21 protein-coding genes are annotated in these 17,412 nt (G+C 65.1%); 11 read left to right on the forward strand and 10 right to left on the reverse strand.

The window, feature by feature from the left end:
* Window positions 1–9: 9 nt before the first annotated feature.
* From DFP89_RS08490 to DFP89_RS08510, 5 genes are all read right to left on the reverse strand, one after another.
* On the reverse strand, window positions 10–669 hold the full coding sequence (locus DFP89_RS08490) for a glutathione S-transferase family protein (RefSeq protein WP_114348957.1): 660 nt from the start codon (window positions 667–669) through the stop codon (window positions 10–12).
* A gap of 38 nt (window positions 670–707) precedes the next feature.
* A complete protein-coding gene (locus tag DFP89_RS08495) occupies window positions 708–1,883 on the reverse strand; it encodes a dipeptidase (RefSeq protein ID WP_114348958.1) in 1,176 nt (391 codons plus the stop codon).
* A 215-nt stretch (window positions 1,884–2,098) separates the two neighbouring features.
* Window positions 2,099–3,949 (reverse strand): M3 family oligoendopeptidase, encoded by a 1,851-nt coding sequence (locus tag DFP89_RS08500; RefSeq protein WP_114348959.1) that lies wholly within the window; start codon window positions 3,947–3,949, stop codon window positions 2,099–2,101.
* Between the two features lie 103 nt (window positions 3,950–4,052).
* Window positions 4,053–4,994, reverse strand: coding sequence for an alpha/beta fold hydrolase (locus DFP89_RS08505; protein WP_114348960.1), 942 nt, complete (start codon window positions 4,992–4,994; stop codon window positions 4,053–4,055).
* A gap of 13 nt (window positions 4,995–5,007) precedes the next feature.
* The gene (locus DFP89_RS08510) at window positions 5,008–5,292 is read right to left on the reverse strand and encodes an SCP2 sterol-binding domain-containing protein (protein WP_114348961.1); all 285 of its coding nucleotides are present in this window, start codon (window positions 5,290–5,292) and stop codon (window positions 5,008–5,010) included.
* Between the two features lie 58 nt (window positions 5,293–5,350).
* On the opposite strand from DFP89_RS08510, the gene DFP89_RS08515 reads away from it, so the two are divergent.
* From DFP89_RS08515 to dut, 6 genes are all read left to right on the forward strand, one after another.
* Window positions 5,351–6,061 (forward strand): tetratricopeptide repeat protein, encoded by a 711-nt coding sequence (locus tag DFP89_RS08515; RefSeq protein ID WP_245948627.1) that lies wholly within the window; start codon window positions 5,351–5,353, stop codon window positions 6,059–6,061.
* Window position 6,062: 1 nt separating this feature from the next.
* The gene (locus tag DFP89_RS08520; protein WP_114348962.1) at window positions 6,063–9,068 is read left to right on the forward strand and encodes a helicase-related protein; all 3,006 of its coding nucleotides are present in this window, start codon (window positions 6,063–6,065) and stop codon (window positions 9,066–9,068) included.
* Entirely contained in the window at window positions 9,065–9,343 is a 279-nt protein-coding gene (locus DFP89_RS08525; protein WP_114348963.1) for an RNA-binding S4 domain-containing protein, read from the forward strand. Before DFP89_RS08520 ends, DFP89_RS08525 begins: the two co-directional genes overlap by 4 nt.
* Window positions 9,344–9,507: 164 nt before the next feature.
* On the forward strand, window positions 9,508–9,846 hold the full coding sequence (gene fdxA, locus DFP89_RS08530; protein WP_114348964.1) for a ferredoxin FdxA: 339 nt from the start codon (window positions 9,508–9,510) through the stop codon (window positions 9,844–9,846).
* Window positions 9,847–10,281: 435 nt separating this feature from the next.
* A complete protein-coding gene (locus DFP89_RS08535) occupies window positions 10,282–10,791 on the forward strand; it encodes a CarD family transcriptional regulator (RefSeq protein WP_114348965.1) in 510 nt (169 codons plus the stop codon).
* A gap of 513 nt (window positions 10,792–11,304) precedes the next feature.
* On the forward strand, window positions 11,305–11,781 hold the full coding sequence (gene dut, locus DFP89_RS08540; protein ID WP_114348966.1) for a dUTP diphosphatase: 477 nt from the start codon (window positions 11,305–11,307) through the stop codon (window positions 11,779–11,781).
* 175 nt (window positions 11,782–11,956) lie between these two features.
* Here dut and DFP89_RS08545 read toward each other — a convergent pair whose 3' ends face one another.
* The gene (locus DFP89_RS08545) at window positions 11,957–12,688 is read right to left on the reverse strand and encodes a response regulator (protein ID WP_114348967.1); all 732 of its coding nucleotides are present in this window, start codon (window positions 12,686–12,688) and stop codon (window positions 11,957–11,959) included.
* 135 nt (window positions 12,689–12,823) lie between these two features.
* On the opposite strand from DFP89_RS08545, the gene mce reads away from it, so the two are divergent.
* Both mce and DFP89_RS08555 read left to right on the forward strand, forming a co-directional pair.
* Complete coding sequence (mce, locus tag DFP89_RS08550) at window positions 12,824–13,228, forward strand: methylmalonyl-CoA epimerase (protein WP_114349042.1); 405 nt, start codon at window positions 12,824–12,826, stop codon at window positions 13,226–13,228.
* Complete coding sequence (locus DFP89_RS08555; protein WP_114348968.1) at window positions 13,228–13,512, forward strand: DUF1467 family protein; 285 nt, start codon at window positions 13,228–13,230, stop codon at window positions 13,510–13,512. The genes mce and DFP89_RS08555 overlap by 1 nt, the downstream gene beginning before the upstream one ends.
* Here the strand turns inward: DFP89_RS08555 and DFP89_RS08560 are convergent.
* Window positions 13,481–14,161, reverse strand: coding sequence for an EI24 domain-containing protein (locus DFP89_RS08560; RefSeq protein ID WP_114348969.1), 681 nt, complete (start codon window positions 14,159–14,161; stop codon window positions 13,481–13,483). The genes DFP89_RS08555 and DFP89_RS08560 overlap by 32 nt on opposite strands.
* Window positions 14,158–14,727, reverse strand: coding sequence for a nitroreductase family protein (locus DFP89_RS08565; RefSeq protein WP_114349043.1), 570 nt, complete (start codon window positions 14,725–14,727; stop codon window positions 14,158–14,160). Before DFP89_RS08565 ends, DFP89_RS08560 begins: the two co-directional genes overlap by 4 nt.
* A 96-nt stretch (window positions 14,728–14,823) precedes the next feature.
* Between DFP89_RS08565 and DFP89_RS08570 the strand changes: the two genes are divergently transcribed.
* Window positions 14,824–15,072 (forward strand): DUF167 domain-containing protein, encoded by a 249-nt coding sequence (locus tag DFP89_RS08570; protein WP_114348970.1) that lies wholly within the window; start codon window positions 14,824–14,826, stop codon window positions 15,070–15,072.
* A gap of 6 nt (window positions 15,073–15,078) precedes the next feature.
* On the opposite strand, the gene DFP89_RS08575 is transcribed toward DFP89_RS08570, so the two are convergent.
* Complete coding sequence (locus DFP89_RS08575; protein ID WP_114348971.1) at window positions 15,079–15,330, reverse strand: hypothetical protein; 252 nt, start codon at window positions 15,328–15,330, stop codon at window positions 15,079–15,081.
* A gap of 145 nt (window positions 15,331–15,475) precedes the next feature.
* Between DFP89_RS08575 and DFP89_RS08580 the strand changes: the two genes are divergently transcribed.
* Entirely contained in the window at window positions 15,476–16,228 is a 753-nt protein-coding gene (locus tag DFP89_RS08580; protein ID WP_114348972.1) for a M48 family metalloprotease, read from the forward strand.
* Window positions 16,229–16,479: 251 nt separating this feature from the next.
* Window positions 16,480–16,821, forward strand: coding sequence for a hypothetical protein (locus DFP89_RS08585; protein WP_114348973.1), 342 nt, complete (start codon window positions 16,480–16,482; stop codon window positions 16,819–16,821).
* A gap of 6 nt (window positions 16,822–16,827) precedes the next feature.
* Here the strand turns inward: DFP89_RS08585 and ilvN are convergent, their stop codons facing one another.
* Window positions 16,828–17,388, reverse strand: coding sequence for an acetolactate synthase small subunit (ilvN, locus tag DFP89_RS08590; protein ID WP_114348974.1), 561 nt, complete (start codon window positions 17,386–17,388; stop codon window positions 16,828–16,830).
* Between the last annotated feature and the right edge of the window lie 24 nt (window positions 17,389–17,412).

Below are 17,412 nucleotides of genomic sequence, written 5' to 3' on the forward strand. Positions count from 1 at the left end.
GGCGGAGGGTTACTCCGGCTCGGCCAGCCGTTCCCGCCACATCTGCTGGAAGGCCGGGCGGGCCTGACAATCGGCCAGCCAGGCGTGCAGGGCGGGGAACTGTTCGATCAGCTCGCCATGGCTTTGGGCATAGCGCACCACCTCGGCCATGTTGATATCGGCCACGGTAAAGCGGCCGCCCAGCATATGGCCGGAACGGGCCAGATGGTCGTCCAGCAGCCGGAACGGGCGCACCAGCCGCTCGGCCGCATTGTTGATGCTGGCCTGATCGGCGCCCGATTGCGCCTGTCCGGCGCGGTGCAGGAACAGGATGGTCAGCGCGTCCGGCTCGATCGTGGTGCAGGCGTAGAAACTCCATTGCAGCATCAGCGCATCCTCGGCCGCGTCGGCGGGACCAAAGGGCTGGCCGTATTTGCGTGCCAGATGCAGCGTGCAGGCCAATGATTCCGACAGCAGCAGCTCGCCATCCTGAATGACCGGGATGGCGCCGGCGGGCGAGATCTTCAGGAAGCTGGGGCTATGGGTGTTCAGGGGCGCGTCCGGCGCGTCGGGATCGGGCAGGCGATAGGCCTGGATCACCGGCACCTGTTTGAAGGGAATGCCGATTTCATGGCACAGCCAGATGATGCGCGAGGCGCGCGAGCGGGTGACGCCATAGATGGTCAGCATGATGGTCTCCGGTCAGGTCTGCGGCGAAGGTGGCGCAGTCACAGCGTCTCGGCAAGATAGCGCATCATGTTGCCGCCCATGACCTTGGCGATCTGGGTCTCGGTTAGGCCCTGATCCAGCAGCGCCTGTGTCAGCGCCGCCAGATGCGCGGCGTCGAAGGGGGCATCGACCGAGCCGTCATAATCCGAGCCCAGCGAGACGTTATTTTCGCCCATCAGCGCGATGGCGGCCTTGATCGTCTCGGCGATGGCGGTCGGGCTCTTGCCGCAGACCACATCCGCCCAATAGCCGATGCCGATGACACCGCCCTTCTGCGCGATGGCCTTGACCAGATCGTCGGGCAGGTTGCGGGTCGTCGCGCAACGGCCATGGATGCCGGTATGGGACAGGATCGGCCTTGTGCCAGGAATGGCCAGCACGTCGCGCACCATCTGCGGGCTGGCATGGGCAAGGTCGATGATCATGCGCCGCTCCAGCATCTGCGCCACCACCTCGCGGCCGAAATCGCTCAGGCCGGTGCCGGCTTGCCCGTGCAGGCTGCCGCCCAGTTCGTTGTCAAAGAAATGCGTCAGCCCGATCAGCCGGAAGCCGGCGCCGTAAAGCACCTGAAGATTGCCGATCTGACCCTCGAGCGGGTGGCCGCCCTCGGTGCCAAGGATGGCGCCGACGGTTTTCGCGCCGCTCTGGCGCGCGGCCAGCAGCGCCTGCAGATCCTCGGCCGAGCGGATCAGCACCAGTTGATCAGGGGCGCGGTCCGCAGCATGTTGCAGCGCCTTCGCCTGCACCAGCGCGCGCTCCTTGAGGCTGAACCAGCTTGAGGGCGGGCGCAGCTGGCCGATGAACAGAGGCGTGATATTGTCAGGCGCATCCGTCGCGTTCTGGCCGTAAGTCTGCCCGCGCGGGCTTTTGGTGACGGTGGTGAAGACCTGCACCGCGACATTGCCCTGAATCAGGCGGGGAATGTCGGTATGGCCGCGATCCGCCCGATCGAGCAGGTCGCGATCCCACATCAGCGCATCCGAATGCCAGTCGCCGATCACCAGCCGGTCATGCAGCGCCTGCGCCTTGGGCGAAACCGGCCAGCCCGCGTCGGGCATGGTGACGGGGTTCAGGCGGCGCTCCACAAAGGCCGGACCCCAGACCGCGATACCGATGGCCGCCAGCAGGGCCAGCGCCACGAGCCACAGGAATATGCGCCGGATCACGCGGATCATGCCGTCCCCCTTTGCTGTCGGGCGGCAGGATAGGGTGTCAGGTCAGAGGATGCGACCGAAAAAGGAAGGGGGGGCTTCCGCCCCCACCATCGGCCCTGCGGTCCGCTGGTTCCCCCGAGGATATTTGAACATGAAAGAATGGAGTCAGGCATCGGCTTCTTTCATGCCGAAATATCCTCGGGGGTTCGGGGGCAGACAGCCCCCGGTCCGGCGCTTCAATCCTCCATCGCTTCAAGCTCGTCGATGAAGCCCTCGATCATCGACAGGCCCTTGTCCCAGAAGGCCGGGTCCGAGGCATCAAGGCCAAAGGGTGCCAGCAATTCCTTGTGATGCTTGGAGCCGCCTGCCGCCAGCAGGTCGAAATATTTCGACTGGAACTCGGGCAAGCCGCCCTCGTAAGCCGCGTAAAGCGCGTTCACCAGCCCATCGCCAAAGGCATAGGCATAGACATAGAAGGGCGAATGCACGAAATGCGGCACATAGGTCCAGAAGGTCTCATAGCCGGGCATGAACTCGAAGGCATCGCCCAGGCTTTCGCCCTGCACCGACATCCACAGCGCGTTGATGTCCTCGGGGGTCAGTTCGCCCTCGGCACGGGCGGCGTGCAGCTTGCATTCGAAATCATAGAAGGCGATCTGGCGCACGACCGTGTTGATCATGTCCTCGACCTTGCCGGCCAGAAGCGCCTTGCGCTCGGCCTTGTCGGTGGTCCCGGCCAGCAATGCGCGGAAGGTCAGCATCTCGCCAAAGACCGAGGCCGTTTCGGCCAGCGTCAGCGGGGTCGAGGCCAGCAGTTCCCCCTGACCGGCGGCCATACGCTGGTGGACGCCGTGACCCAGCTCATGCGCCAGTGTCATCACGTCGCGCGGCTTGCCCAGATAGTTCAGCAGCACATAGGGGTGAACGGTCGTCACTGTCGGATGCGCGAATGCGCCGGGGGCCTTGCCGGGTTTCACGCCGGCATCGATCCAGCCCTGGTCAAAGAACGGCTCGGCCAGTTCGGCCAGTTTCGGCGAAAAGCCGGCATAGGCGTCCAGCACCGTCGCGCGGGCCTCGGGCCAGGCGATCAGGCGCGGCGCCTCGGTCGGCAGCGGGGCGTTGCGGTCCCAGACCTGCAGCTTGTCGAGGCCCAGCCATTTGGCCTTGAGGCGGTAATAGCGATGCGACAGCCGCGGATAGGCGGCGGTCACCGCGTTCCTCAGCGCCTCGACCACCTCGGGCTCGACATGGTTTGACAGATGCCGCGCGGTCTGCGGGCTGGGCATCTTGCGCCATTTGTCCTCGATGGCCTTCTCCTTGGCCAGAGTGTTGTGAATGCGCGAGAACAGCTTGATATTGTTTTCAAAAACCGCCGCCAATGCGCGGGCGCCGGCCTCGCGCCGGGCGCGGTCGTGATCGGTCAGCAGGTTCAGCGTGGCCTCAAGGCCCAGCGTCTCGCCCTCGACCTGAAAGGTCAAACCGGCGGTGGTTTCGTCAAAGAGCCGGTTCCAGGCGGCGGCGCCGACCACGGAATTGTCGTGCAGGAAACGCTCGAGCTCGTCGGAAAGCTGATAGGGGCGCATGGCGCGCATGCGGTCGAAGACCGGCTTGTAGCGCGCCGGGCCGTCGGGGGCGGTGAAGACCTCGTTATAGCGCGCATCGGGAATGGCGTTGAATTCCAGGCTGAAGAACACGAGCTTGGTCGTGTCATTGGTGATGCGGTCCTGCAGGTCGCCCATCAGCTTGGCGCGCGCGGCATCGGTGGTGTTCTGGTAATAGCGCAGCCCGGCATAGGACATGATCCGGCCCGCCAGCACGTCGATCTGCTGATAACGCTCGACGCAGTCCAGCATCTTGGCCGGCGACAGCGAAACCAGCCGGCCCTCGAAATCGCGGGCGAAATCGGCGCAGGCCCGTTCCAGCGCATCAAGGTCGCGCTTGAGCTCGGGCGCATCGGGGGCCGGGTAAAGATCGGTCAGGTCCCAGTCGGGCAATCGGCCCAGATCGGGCACCTCGCGACCCACGGGCAGGGCGTTTTCGTCGCGCGGAAGGATCGGGTTAAACGGGTTATACGCGGGAATCGTCATCGTTTGTCCTTATTCGATTGCGCGAATGTGGTACCTGGAGACGGCGGCTGCAAGTCGTGAGGACAGGATCAGCCGGCTGAGGCGGCGTCAAGGCGCTGGCCGGTCACTGGCCATGGCTGTCGAAATGCGCGATCGCCGCCTGCATGAAGGCGTTGCGGATCGCGTCACGCTCCATCATCGGTTCATGGCGGCTTTCGGGCAGTTCAAGCAGACGCGCGCCCGGCCAGTTCGCGGCGCGGGCGCGGATCATGGCGGCCGAGACCACGCGTTCGCGACTGCCGACCGCGATCAGGGCCGGAATATCGGGCGAGGGCAGGGCCGCCAGCCGGCGACATTCCAGCAGCGCCGCCCGCACCCAGTCATTGGTTGCGCCCCCCAGCGCGATCTCGGGCCAGATGGCGGTCTCGGCCACGATGCGGCCCCAGCGCGCGCCGTCACCCGTCAGAAGATTGTCGAGACAGGCGGCGGTCAGCACATAGCTGTTATTGCCGCCCGAGCCCGGCGCGGGCTGCGTGCCCCGGCCCAGCCGGATCAGTGTCGCGGCCAGCCCCAGCGCCAGGCTTTCGGGCAGGCCGCGCATGTCGATTCCCAGCATCGGTGCCGAAAAGGCCGCGCTTTCCACGGGCAGACCGCCCAGCAGCGCCGCCAGTCCGATGGTGCCGCCCATGGAATGGGCCAACATGTGCCATGGCCGGGGCAGGTCCAGTTCCTGCGCGCAAATGACCATTTCGACCACATCGCGCTGATAATCGGCGAAATCGGCGATATGGCCGGGCCGCGGATCGGCCAGCAGCCGGTCCGACAGGCCCTGGCCGCGCCAGTCCAGCGCCAGCACGTCATAGCCGGCTGCGTTCAGTTCCTCTGCGACCTGACCGTATTTTTCCAGATATTCCGTCCGGCCGGTGAACAGCAGCACCGTGCCGACGCTCCGATCCGCGCGCCAGAGCCCGGCCCGCAACCGCAGCCCGTCCTCGGTCCGCAGCCAGAAGCAGCTGACGCGCGGCAGCGCGTCACCGGGGAAGCTGTTGAAGGGGGCGGGCGTCATGGCGCGGAGTGGCTCAGGACAGCAGGGCGCCAAGCTTCATCGCGGTGCCCATCGCGCCGTCGACCTTGAGCTTGCCGGTCATGAAAGCCATGGTCGGGTTCACATCGCCGCTGAGCAGCCCCTCGAAGGTGGCGCGATCGGCGGTCAGGGTGACATCGGCCTCGTCATCGGCCGCGCGGGCGCCGCTGGCATCGATATAGACCGCGCCTTCGCCCTCGATGACGAATTTCGCCGTGCCTTCGAAGCCTTTGGCCTTCTCGTCCAGGGCAGCGACGGCGGCCTCGACCACTTTGCTCATTCTCGATCTCCTGTTCTCGTGTCTGGTATTGCCCAGGATGGACAGTTACATGGTGTATATGCGTTTGCCAGTCCCTCATTTCCATCATATCGTTGCGGCAGGGCTGATCCTGTCGGGACAGGGCATGGAAGGGGCGCAGGCGCAAACGCTTCCTGGTGCCGGTGCCTTGGTGTGGAAGGTACAATCCCAAGGCGAATCGCAGCAAGGCGAAACTGACCGGGGCGCGACGGGCGACGCGATTTCCGGCCCGGTTGAAACCCCGGAAATGACCGCCGAGGCGCGGCTGCGCGAGCGCGAGGACCTGGACCTGCTGTTTGCCGAACTGGCCCAGCCCGAGGGCGAAACCTGGGCGCGGGCCGAAACCGACATCCTGCGGATCTGGTCGCGGTCGGGTTCGGCGGCGATGGATCTGCTTTACAAGCGCGGCGAGACGGCGCTGGACGCTGGTGACACGGCCGGTGCCATCGGCCATCTGACGGCGCTGACCGATCACGCCCCCGATTTTCCCGCTGGCTGGCATCTGCGCGCGGTCGCCTTTTACCTGAATGGCGATTTCGGCCCCGCCCTGGCCGATCTGGGTCAGGTGCTGGCGCTTGAGCCGCGCCACTTCGCGGCGCTGACCCAGCTTGGCACCATGCTCGAAGAGATGGGTGACAACCGCCGCGCGCTGGAGGCCTATCGCGAAAGCCTGAAAATCCATCCCCACCAGCAGGACGCCGCCGACGCGGTCAAGCGGCTGGAGCAGGAAACGCAAGGCACGGACGCCTGAGATGCAGGACAAATCGCGGGTCACGGCCGTTCTTGGCCCGACCAATACCGGCAAGACCCATTATGCCATCGAACGGATGCTGGCGCATCGCACCGGGGTCATCGGCCTGCCGCTGCGGCTTTTGGCGCGCGAGGTCTATGACCGCATCGTCAAGGCACGCGGCCCCTCGGTCGTGGCACTGGTCACCGGCGAGGAACGCATCGTCCCCGAGCGGGTGAAATACTGGGTCGCCACCACCGAGGCCATGCCCGAGGTCGGCGCCGATTTCGTCGCCATCGACGAGATCCAGCTTTGCGCCGATCCCGATCGCGGCCATGTCTTTACCGACCGGCTGCTGAACATGCGCGGCCTGCATGAAACCATGCTTCTGGGCAGCGACACCATGCGCCCGGCCATCGCAGCCCTGGTGCCGGGCGTGCAGTTCATGCGCCGCGAACGCTTTTCCACGCTGAGCTGGGCGGGATCGAAAAAGATCAGCCGGATGCCGCCGCGCTCGGCCATCGTCTGCTTTTCGGTCGAAGAGGTCTATGCCACCGCCGAGTTGATCCGCCGCCAGAAGGGCGGCTGCGCGGTGGTCATGGGGGCGCTCAGCCCGCGCACCCGCAATGCGCAGGTCGCCATGTATCAGGCGGGCGAGGTGGATTATCTGGTCGCCACTGACGCCATCGGCATGGGGCTGAACCTCGACATCCGCCACATCGCCTTTTCTGCCACCGAGAAATTCGACGGCCGCCGCTATCGCCCGCTTTTCCCGCACGAACTGGGCCAGATCGCCGGCCGCGCCGGGCGCCATACCGAACCCGGCACATTCGGCGTCACCGGCGATGCCGGGCCGCTGGACGAGGGCCTGATCGACGCGATCGAGAACCACCGCTTTGCCCCGATCTCGCGGTTGATGTGGCGCAATTCGGCGCTGGAGTTTGGCACCATCGAGCGGCTGATCGCCAGCCTTGAGACCATGCCGCAATCGGAATGGCTGTCGCGCGGCCGCGAGGCGGACGATCTGGCCGCGCTCAAGGCGCTGTCCTCGACCCCCGAGATCCGCGACTTGGTGACGCATCCCAAGGACGTGCGCCTGCTTTGGGATGTCTGCCGGATCCCGGATTTCCGCTCGATCTCGGCGGGCGAGCATTCGACCCTGCTGGCGCGGATTTTTGGTTTCCTGCGCGAGGGTAGCGTGCCCGGCGACTGGCTTGCCACCCAGATCGAGCGCATCGACAAGGTGCAGGGCGATATCGACACATTGTCGAAACGATTGGCATATATCCGGACCTGGACCTATGTCGCGCAGCGTTCGGGATGGGTTTCGGACGAAAGTCATTGGCGTGCCGAGACGCGCGCTGTAGAAGATCGCTTGTCGGATGCACTGCATGCCGCATTGACGCAAAGATTCGTGGACCGGCGCACCTCCGTGCTTTTGCGCCGGCTCAAACAAAAGGAGAGCCTTTTGGCCGAGGTGAATGACAAGGGCGAAGTGACGGTCGAGGGCGAATTCGCCGGCCGTCTGGAAGGTTTCCGCTTTCTCGCCGATCCCAACGCAACCGGGGAAGAGGCGCGCATGCTGTCGCGTGCCGCCTACGAGGCCTTGCGCCCCGAATTCCACCTGCGCGCCGACAGGTTCTATAACGCCCCCGATACCGAGCTGGACTTTACCGAACAGGGCGGCCTGATGTGGGGCAGCTCGGCCATCGGCAAGCTGGTTAAGGGTGCCGAGCCGATGAAGCCGGGCGTCGAGGCTTTCGTGGACGAAGAGGCCGGCCCCGATATCATCGAAAAGGTGCGCCGCCGGCTGCAGCATTTCATCGACCGCAAGGTGGCCACGGCGTTCGAGCCGCTGCTGGCGCTGAAAAACGACGTGACGCTGACCGGGCTTGCGCGCGGTTTCGCCTTCCGTCTGGTCGAGGCGCTTGGCGTCCTGCCGCGCGAAGGCGTGGCCAATGAGGTCAAGGAACTGGATCAGGAATCGCGCGGGCTGTTGCGCAAGCATGGCGTGCGCTTTGGCCAGTTCACCATCTTCCAGCCGGCGCTGCTGAAACCGGCGCCGACCCGGCTGCGGCTGGTGCTCTGGGGGCTGGATCAGGGTCTGGCCGAATTCCCCGAAAGCCCGCCGCCCGGTCTGGTGACGATCCCGAACCTGCCCGACGTGCCCAAGGGCTATTACACGCTGTCGGGCTATCACCCGGCAGGCGAGCGCGCGATCCGCATCGACATGCTGGAACGTCTGGCCGACATGCTGCGCACGCAAGACAGCCGTGCCGGCTTCGAGGCGACGGCGGACATGCTGTCGATCACCGGCATGACGCTTGAGCAGTTCTCGGCGCTGATGGGCGGTCTGGGCTACAAGGCCGAGCGCGGCGAACGCGCCAAGGCCCGGGCCGAGGTCGCCGCCGCGCCGGTGGCCGAGGCTGTCGCCGCCCCCGATCCCAACGATCACGAGCATCCGCTGACCGAAGAGGAAAGCGTGCTGGCCGCCGAAACTCGCGCCAAATGGGAGGCCGAGCAGGCCGCCCGCAAGGCCGCCGAAGCCGAGGCCGTACCCGCCGCCGAAGGCGCCGAGGCGGCGACGGATCCAGATGCCCCCGCGCCCGAGATGGAGGTGTTCTATACCTTCACCTGGGCGCCGCGTCCGCGCGGCAACCGCCATCCCCAACGGGGCGGCGAACGCGGAGAGCGCCAGGGCCAGGGCGAGCGCCAGCCGCGCGGCGACCGCGGCCAGGGTCAGGGTGAACGCGGCCAGCGCCGCGACCGTCCGGCCGAGGCGCAGGGCGAGGGCAAGCCGCATGAAGGCAAGCGCCATGACGGCAAGCGCCGCGACGACAAGCGTGGCGAACATGGTGGCGGTGAACGCGGCGAACGTGGTGATCGTGGCCCCAAAGGCGGCAAGCCCAAGGGCAAGCCGCGCCATGACGGACCCAAAAGCTTCGAGGCACGCCCGCCGCGCCCCGAGAAGAAGATGGACCCCGACAGCCCCTTCGCCATCCTCGCCTCGCTCAAGAACAAGACGTGAGTGAGGCGGGCGAGGGCGAGGCGATCCGTCTGGATCGCTGGCTGCACCATGCCCGTCTGTTCAAGACCCGTACCCTTGCCGCCGAAGCGATCGGTGGCGGGGGGATCCGCGTGAATGGCCAGCCTTGCCGCAAACCCGCGCAGCTGGTGCGGCCCGGCGATACCGTCACCGTCTCGGCCCATGGCCGGGTCCGCGTGCTGCGGGTCCTGCGTCCCGGCGAGCGGCGCGGCCCGGCCGCCGAGGCTGCCACGCTTTACGAGGAGATCGAGGCCTGAGGCGCATGCCATGCGGAACCCTGTTTCGCGGCACCGCGGCGGCGCGGAATGGCGTTCCGGGCCTGCGATTTAACGCTGCATCGCGGTCTTTTCCGCCGCGGCGGCCTTGAATGACGGCGGCCACGGGCGTAACTAGCCGCTCAGGAAACAGGAAAATACGCGCCATGACCTATGTCGTCACCGATAACTGCATCATGTGCAAATACACCGATTGCGTCGAAGTCTGCCCGGTCGACTGTTTCTATGAGGGCGAGAACACGCTGGTCATCCATCCGGACGAATGCATCGATTGCGGCGTCTGCGAGCCGGAATGCCCGGCCGACGCGATCCGCCCCGATACCGAGCCGGACATGGACAGCTGGGTCGAGTTCAACCGCAAATATTCCGAACTCTGGCCGGTGATCACCCGCAAGAAGGACCCGATGCCCGGCTATCAAGAGATGGACGGCATGTCCGGCAAGCTTGAGAAATACTTCTCCGAGGCGCCGGGGCAAGGCGACTGAGGCGTCTGTCCGGACTGTGGCGCAACTGCTGCGGTACTGTGCCATGCTTGCCTCACAATGGCATTTGTCTGCCCCGGTTTCTGGTCGAGATCAGAGCGAGTGGTTAATCAGCGTGGCGTGGCGGGCGGGATCGATTCGCGCCCGACCAGGTACCGGTTCTGCGGTCGCGAGTTCCAGAGTCATTGAATTTCCAAGTATCTTTTCCAGGCGCAGAACCGGTGCCACCTCTTAGTGAGGCTTTGAACCGGAGCGTTTTTGTGATATATACTGTCACAATCCGTCATGCGGGCCGCACTTTGCGGCCCGTTTGGCGTGCTGCCAAACCTGATCACTGCCCGATCAGAACGATATGAGCAATTGTATTGGCCCACAGGGGGAATGTCCCCCTTTGGGTCGTTTGTGCCGCCAGGCGGCGCTGCTGCGTAAGGAAGCCCAATGTCCAAAACCAAGAAAACCGAGTTCCGTCCCGACGATTTCGTGGTCTATCCGACGCATGGTGTCGGCCGGATCGTGTCGATCGAGGAACAAGAGGTCGCCGGGCTGCGACTCGAGATGTTCGTGATCTCGTTCGAAAAAGACAAGATGACGCTGCGGGTGCCGACCGCGCGGGCCACTGAAATCGGGATGCGTGGCCTGTCCACCCCCGATCTGGTCGAACGCGCGCTCGACACGCTGAAGGGCAAGGCCCGCGTCAAGCGCGCCATGTGGTCGCGCCGCGCGCAGGAATATGAGCAGAAGATCAATTCCGGCGATCTGATGTCGATCGCCGAGGTGGTGCGCGACCTGCACCGCAATGACGACCAGCGCGAGCAGTCCTATTCCGAGCGTCAGCTCTACGAAGCCGCGCTGGACCGCCTGACCCGCGAAGTCGCCGCCGTCAGCGGCATCGACGAGGCCGGCGCCCAGAAAAAGGTCGAGACGGTCCTGACCGCCCGCGCTGCCTGATCGGCTGGGAGAAGCATGGAACCGGGCGCCTTCGGGCGCCCTTTTCCATTCGATATGCGGGCCACCCGATGCCGCGACGGTGCCGATCCGCGAGGGGCGCGCGCGGGGATGGCGCGGCTGGGCGGCCGGCGCAGATTGCACCCATACTGGCCGCAATAACCGGATCTCCGAGCGCTTGCGTCTGGCCGGTGACGGTCCGGCCTCAACCCGCTGCGCGCGGGCTTTGATATCGCGGCCGCCTCGCGCGCGGCGCTTGGAAGGCCTCATGGATCTGGCGGGTTCTTGGCCCTGCCAGTGGGGCCCGCCCCTGACCCTCTCTGGACATCGGTCATCATGTCCCATATTGGGGCTGACGCTTGCGGCAAGAACCGAGGTGAGGACACATGTCGGCGAATGCTGTTTCCAAAACCGGCGCCGGCATTCATGGCAGGTTCGGTCCAGGCGAGGGCACCGCAAAGTGGCGGTGCAATCGCGTGAATCAGCTTGCCGGCCGCGCATTTACGGAATTTGGCGATGCTTCCTGAGGGGATAGGGGAAAAAGTGACGCAGGTGGTTAAATTCGCAAGAGTCGAGGGAAATGATCTGCCGCTTCCGGGCTATGAGACGCCGGGTGCGGCGGGAATGGATCTTCGCGCTTTCCTTCCGGACGGCCCATTGACCATGGCGCCCGGCGAGCTGCATCTGGTTTCGACCGGGTTGCGGGTCGAGCTGCCCGCGAACACCGAAATGCAGATCCGGCCCCGTTCCAGCCTTGCTCTGAAGAAGCGGATCATCATTCCAAACAGCCCCGGAACAATAGATGAGGATTACCGCGGAGTAATTCTTGTCGGGCTTTATCTGCTGGGTGGCGAACCGGTAACCTTGTCCCATGGCGATCGTTTCGCGCAGGCGATCATTGCCCCGGTCATCAAGCCGAACGTCATCGAGGTTGCCGAGCTTTCCGCGACGGATCGCGGCGCGAACGGGTTTGGCTCGACCGGAAGTCAGTGATACCGTGTCATCCGGTGCGCTGATTTGACCGCAAGATCCTTTTGCAGCACTGAAGGCTGCGGCGCGGCTCGCGATCTGTCTTGCCTAGATCAAGCCGCTTCCGGCCAGGATCGCGCCCGTTCGGTCGAGAAGCAAGCCTTGTCACCAAGCGGAAGCCATTCGAAGAACGCGGCCCTCAGTTGATGCGCACGGTCGCCAGACGATCCTGCACCAGCCCGCTGATCCGCGCCAGATCACTGGCCAGCGCCCGTCCCTCGGAGTGATCGCGCGCCAGTGTCGCCGCGGCATCCTCGAGCATGCGGTCATGCGCCGAACGCGCCACACCGGCCAGGAAACGGGCGATATAGTCGATGGCGGCGGTATTGTCCGCAAGCGAGAGTACCTCGGCCACATGGGCAAGATCGTCGCGCAGCGCGCCGGGATCGGCGGAAATCACCTCGTCAGGCAGAATGCGCAGGCCCTGCGGCCGGGCCTCGACCGGCAGCACCGACAGGATCGCCTGCTGGAAGGTTGCAAGGCTTTCGATGGGCTTGGGCAGGAAGCCGTCCGCGCCCGCCCTCATCGCGGCCTCGCGATTGTCGGGATCGCCCGAGATGCCAAGGATCACCGGCACGCGCGGCTGGGCCTTGGCGATGGTCGCAATCATGTCCGCGCCATTCCCGTCCGGCAGGCCCATATCGACCAGCACCGCGCCCGGCCGGTAGGTCTGCAGGTGCCGCAGGGCGGTGCGGATGCTGTCGGCCCGGCGAATGCGAGCGCCCGAGCGCAGGCAGAGCAGGCGCACCGCTTCGGAGGCAACGCGCGAATCCTCGACCACCAGCACGGTCAGTCCGGTCAGAGGACGGTTCGGCAGGGTGGCCCGCCAGGTGGGAAGGGGGTCCCCACCGATCCATTCCTGTTCAGTCATCACGAAAGTCCCGTTGAGAATCACTTTGTAGGGTCAGATTCGCGCGATTTGCCTAATAAGCCGTTAACGCTGTTTCTGTTTTTCTTTCCCCCGGCGCGCTATGGTCCTAGAAGGGCGCAAATGATGGAGAAGCAGATGATCGGACGCCTGAACCATGTCGCCATCGCCGTGCCGGACCTGAAGGCCGCCGCGGCTCAATATGCCGATGTCCTTGGCGCCCGGATCGGCCCGCCGCAGGACGAACCCGAGCACGGCGTGACCGTGATCTTCATCGAGCTGCCCAATACCAAGATCGAACTGCTGCATCCGCTGGGCGAGGACAGCCCGATCAAGGGGTTTCTGGAAAAGAACCCTTCGGGCGGCATCCATCACATCTGCTATGAGGTCGATGACATCATCGCCGCCCGCGACCGCCTGAAAGAGCAGGGCGCGCGTGTGCTGGGCACGGGCGAGCCCAAGATCGGCGCCCATGGCAAGCCGGTCCTGTTCCTGCATCCCAAGGATTTCAACGGCACGCTGATCGAGCTGGAGCAGGTCTGATGAATCTGACCGGAGGCATCGTCCTTTACGCCGTCCTGTGGTTTCTGGTGCTGTTCGTGCTGCTGCCGATCGGCCAGCAAAGCCAGGCCGATGTCGGCGAGGTGACGCCCGGCACTCCCGCCGGTGCGCCCCACGAACCCAAGCTGAAGAAAAAGGCGATCATGGCCACGATCATCGCCGGGGCGCTGTGGGGCATCATCGCCTATATCATCCTGGGCGGGGTCATCACCCGCGCGGATGTCGAGGGCTGGTTCAGCCGCGGCAGAGGTGGAACAGGTGGGTAAAGGCCACCGCCGCCAGAATCGGGCCGACGATGTTCAGGACGGGCACCGTCAGCAGCATGGCGATCAGCACCCCGAGCAGCGTCGCCTGCGTGGCATAGCGGCGGCGCAGCGCATTGGCCTGCGGCGCATGCAGGTGACGCCGTGCGGCCATCTGAAAGAACTCGCGCCCCAGCAGCCAGCCGTTCCCGGCGAAATACAGCACCGAGGCCAGCGGTCCCAGAAAGGGCGTCAGGATCAGCGTGATCAGCGTGACGCCGATCACTGCACCCACGATCGCCAGCGATTCCCACAGCCCGTCCCAGAAATCGGCCTGCACGCCCTTGGCGCCGGGATAGTGGATGTCCTCGACCGCCTCGGAGACGCGTTCGGCGAACAGTCCCGAGAACCCGGCCGCGACCGGCACCATCAGAAAGATGCTCATCAGCGGGAACAGCACGAGTGAGCTCCAGGACAGGGCAGGGGCCACGGGCACCGCGCCGATCCAGGGCAGGCTGAGCGTCTCGGGGGCGAAATTGCGGATCGCCCAGAAGGCGCCGGCCTGCAGCGCCACGAACAGCAACAGCGTCAGCCCGATGCCAAGCATCACGACGCCAAAGATGCGGGGCCGCAACAAATCGCCCCAGGCCAGAAAAAGCGCGCGCAGGATCATTTGAGAAAGGTCGTCTTGCTGGAGATATCGGGACGCGGGCGGTCGGGCGGCGTCGCGCCGCGCTGGCCGATATGGATCAGGCCGACGACCTGCTCGCCCTCGGCCACACCCAGATGCGCGTGCGCAAAGCTGGCCTGCGCCGCAGGCCCGGTCAGCCAGGCCGCGCCGTAACCCGACGCAAGGGCCGCGTTCACCAGCTCAAGACAGACTGCCCCGGATGACAGGAACTGTTCCCATTGCGGGACTTTCGGGCTTTCGACCGGGGCCGAGACCACCGCGACGATGACCGGAGAGTCAAAGGCCGAGCGCGCCTTTTCCACCGCCGCCTCGTCGCCGCCCTGGGCCGCCGCATGCGCGGCCAGCAGCGGGGCAAGGCGGTCCAGCGCCGCGCGCTCGAGGACGACAAAGCGCCATGGTTCAAGCTTGCCGTGATCGGGCACGCGCGCGGCCAGCTCCAGCAGCGCCATCAGCTCGTCATGGCTGGGGGCCGGGCCGCTCAGCATCCTGGGCGGGTGCGAGCGGCGGTTGCGCAGAAAGGACAGCGTGGCGGGATCGGTATATTCCATTCGGACCTCGGACTGGTTGGCGTCCAGATAGCCGCCCTGCCGGGCCGGCGCCAGACACGCCATTGCCATTCCGCGCCGATGCGGGTTCAAGAAAACATGACCGATCTAAGCCATCTTGCGCAACCCGGCAGTGAAATCGCCATCCGCGTCACCCCGCGCGCCTCGCGCAATGCGGTCACGCTGGATGGCGACATGATCCGCGTCAGCGTCACCGTGGTCCCCGAGGACGGCAAGGCCAACGCCGCCGTCATCAAGCTGCTGGCCAAGGCGCTGGGGGTGGCGAAATCGCGGCTGGTGCTGGTGCGGGGCGCGACGGCCCGCGACAAGCTGTTCCGGATCGATTGAGGGGGGCTAGCTGCGTTCCAGCCGGTAATTCCCCTCGGGCAGGTTCAGGGCGGCGCGCAGCTCCTCCAGCTGTTCGATGGTCAGGACGATCTGCGCCAGCTCGCCGGTATCGGGGTCGAACTGCTCGACCACCACGCGGTCGTCAAAGGTCTGGATCACCACATCCTCGTTCAGCGGCCGGGTGTTGACCTCGCCCTCGGGCAGCTCGTCGATCAGGGTGATGATCGTGGCGTCGAAGTCATGCTCGATGGTGAACATCCGGGGTCCTTTCCGTTCAGCTTTCCTCAACAATCGCGTGATACGAAAAAAGGGGCAAGAGCGGGGCTTGGCGGTCGGACGATGCCGCGGCTAGAGTATGCACAAAAGGCGCGGTGAAGCCGCGGGTTGAGGCTGGGGTAAGGGCATGATCAGGGCGTGGCAGGCAGCGGCAGTGGTGCTGGGACTGGCGGGATGCGTGGTGGTTCCCGCGGGCCAGATTCCTGTCGGGACAACCGGCGGGCCGGTCGTGCCTTCGGTGCCCACCTCGCCCGACACGCCCCGGGGCGCCCGCGAATCGGCGCGCGCCTTCATCCAGGTGATCAGCCGCATGGAGCCTGCGGTCGAACGGGAATGCCACCAGCGCCGTACCCAGCCGATCAATTGCGACTTCCAGTTCGTTGTCGATGACCGCGCCGGGCTGGAGCCCAACGCCTACCAGACCATCGATTCGACCGGGCGCCCGATCATCGGTTTTACCCTGTCGCTGATCGGCGAGGCGCGCAACGCCGACGAGCTGGCCTTTGTCGTCGGGCATGAGGCAAGCCACCACATCCTTGGCCATATCAAGCGCAAATCCAGCGCGGCCTCGATGGGGGCGGTGATTCTGGGCGGGCTGGCCAGCGCTTACGGCGGCAATTCCGAATCGATCCAGACCGCGCAGGATCTGGGGGCGCAGTTCGGCGCGCGCTTCTATTCCAAGGACTGGGAGCTGGAGGCCGATTATCTCGGTGCCATCATCGCGCTGAACGCGGGCTACAATCCCGAGCATGGTGCGCAGTTTTTTGCCAGAATCCCCGACCCGGGTGATAAAATTCTGGGCACACACCCCTCGAACGCCTCGCGCATGGCCCAGGTGACGCGCGCCGTCGCCGATTACCGCTCGGGGCGCGCGCGCTGAAGCCGCTGTCTGTTGCTTTGGCGCAACATCGGGTGCGACACTTCCGCGCATTGATATACTGGGGAAAACCACAACTTTACCGCGAAATGCAGGGAAATTGCGGGGTGCAAGCCCGGTATGCCCTATTAACCTGACGTTATTCGGAAGAAGTCGTGTAGAATTCTCTTTAATAGGCGAGACTCTGCCGATAGTTTCCGAATTGGTTTTATTGAGTCACTGTTCATTTCAGAAGTTTTGGTTAGGGAGCGTTCATGATCGGGGTCATTCTCTGGAGCAATCCGGCTAAGGAAAAGGCCGTGATCTGGTGTGAGGATCATGGAGCGCTGGCCTATCTGCAAGGCCAGGAAAACCTGATCTTCCCCGGCGACTGGCCGGAAGCTGGCGACCTTGTTGAACTGGAATATGAAACCGTGAACGATCTGCGCCATGCCCGCTCGGTCTCGCTGGTTTCGGGAAACAAGCGCTCCGAACTGCCGGACCTGCTGCGCGGCATGGGCGAGAAATCTGCGGCGAATCAGCCGGCCCTGCGCGTCGTCTCCAATAGCGATCTTGGCCAGACCGGGCAGCCGCACAAGCTGGCGGCCACCCGTTAACCGCGTTCAGGCGCCGCGCGCCAGCGCGGCGACCCCGGTGCGGGCCTGATCCGACAGGCCCAGAGGCCGCATCAGATCAGCAAAGGCATCCAGTTTCTCGGGGGTGCCGGTGATCTCGAAGACAAAGCTTTCCAATGTCGAATCGACCACGCTGGCGCGGAAGATTTCCGCGATGCGCAGCGCCTCGACGCGTTTCTCGCCCTTGCCCGAGACCTTGAACAGGCCTAGCTCGCGCTCGACGCTGGGACCCTCGACGGTCAGGTCATGGACCTCGTGCACGGGCACGATGCGGCCAAGCTGCGCCTTGATCTGCTCGATGACCGAGGGCGTGCCGCGGGTCACGATGGTGATGCGCGAACGGTGACCGGAATGGTCCACCTCGGCCACGGTCAGGCTGTCGATATTGTAGCCCCGGCCGGAAAACAGCCCGATGACGCGCGCCAGCACGCCCGCCTCGTTGTCGACCAGCACCGCCAGGGTGTGGCTTTCGATGGTCTGGGAATGGGGGTCGCGCAGGTCATAGGCCGAATGGCTTGTTGCGCCTTTGTGGATGTTCAGTGCCGCCATGTTCGTCTCGCTTTCCTAAATTCT

This window comes from Paracoccus lutimaris, from assembly GCF_003337565.1.
GTDB lineage: Bacteria > Pseudomonadota > Alphaproteobacteria > Rhodobacterales > Rhodobacteraceae > Paracoccus > Paracoccus lutimaris.

What these genes read in the sequence shown, in the direction of transcription:
- DFP89_RS08535 (WP_114348965.1), top strand. Translation starts at nt 10,282, where the DNA reads ATGTCCAAAACCAAGAAAACCGAGTTCCGTCCCGACGATTTCGTGGTC.
- fdxA (WP_114348964.1), top strand. Translation starts at nt 9,508, where the DNA reads ATGACCTATGTCGTCACCGATAACTGCATCATGTGCAAATACACCGAT.
- DFP89_RS08510 (WP_114348961.1), bottom strand. Translation starts at nt 5,292, where the DNA reads ATGAGCAAAGTGGTCGAGGCCGCCGTCGCTGCCCTGGACGAGAAGGCC.
- DFP89_RS08500 (WP_114348959.1), bottom strand. Translation starts at nt 3,949, where the DNA reads ATGACGATTCCCGCGTATAACCCGTTTAACCCGATCCTTCCGCGCGAC.
- mce (WP_114349042.1), top strand. Translation starts at nt 12,824, where the DNA reads ATGATCGGACGCCTGAACCATGTCGCCATCGCCGTGCCGGACCTGAAG.
- DFP89_RS08565 (WP_114349043.1), bottom strand. Translation starts at nt 14,727, where the DNA reads ATGGAATATACCGATCCCGCCACGCTGTCCTTTCTGCGCAACCGCCGC.
- DFP89_RS08495 (WP_114348958.1), bottom strand. Translation starts at nt 1,883, where the DNA reads ATGATCCGCGTGATCCGGCGCATATTCCTGTGGCTCGTGGCGCTGGCC.
- DFP89_RS08560 (WP_114348969.1), bottom strand. Translation starts at nt 14,161, where the DNA reads ATGATCCTGCGCGCGCTTTTTCTGGCCTGGGGCGATTTGTTGCGGCCC.
- DFP89_RS08545 (WP_114348967.1), bottom strand. Translation starts at nt 12,688, where the DNA reads ATGACTGAACAGGAATGGATCGGTGGGGACCCCCTTCCCACCTGGCGG.
- ilvN (WP_114348974.1), bottom strand. Translation starts at nt 17,388, where the DNA reads ATGGCGGCACTGAACATCCACAAAGGCGCAACAAGCCATTCGGCCTAT.
- DFP89_RS08505 (WP_114348960.1), bottom strand. Translation starts at nt 4,994, where the DNA reads ATGACGCCCGCCCCCTTCAACAGCTTCCCCGGTGACGCGCTGCCGCGC.
- DFP89_RS08520 (WP_114348962.1), top strand. Translation starts at nt 6,063, where the DNA reads ATGCAGGACAAATCGCGGGTCACGGCCGTTCTTGGCCCGACCAATACC.
- DFP89_RS08580 (WP_114348972.1), top strand. Translation starts at nt 15,476, where the DNA reads ATGATCAGGGCGTGGCAGGCAGCGGCAGTGGTGCTGGGACTGGCGGGA.
- DFP89_RS08490 (WP_114348957.1), bottom strand. Translation starts at nt 669, where the DNA reads ATGCTGACCATCTATGGCGTCACCCGCTCGCGCGCCTCGCGCATCATC.
- DFP89_RS08555 (WP_114348968.1), top strand. Translation starts at nt 13,228, where the DNA reads ATGAATCTGACCGGAGGCATCGTCCTTTACGCCGTCCTGTGGTTTCTG.
- DFP89_RS08585 (WP_114348973.1), top strand. Translation starts at nt 16,480, where the DNA reads ATGATCGGGGTCATTCTCTGGAGCAATCCGGCTAAGGAAAAGGCCGTG.
- dut (WP_114348966.1), top strand. Translation starts at nt 11,305, where the DNA reads ATGCTTCCTGAGGGGATAGGGGAAAAAGTGACGCAGGTGGTTAAATTC.
- DFP89_RS08575 (WP_114348971.1), bottom strand. Translation starts at nt 15,330, where the DNA reads ATGTTCACCATCGAGCATGACTTCGACGCCACGATCATCACCCTGATC.
- DFP89_RS08515 (WP_245948627.1), top strand. Translation starts at nt 5,351, where the DNA reads ATGCGTTTGCCAGTCCCTCATTTCCATCATATCGTTGCGGCAGGGCTG.
- DFP89_RS08570 (WP_114348970.1), top strand. Translation starts at nt 14,824, where the DNA reads ATGACCGATCTAAGCCATCTTGCGCAACCCGGCAGTGAAATCGCCATC.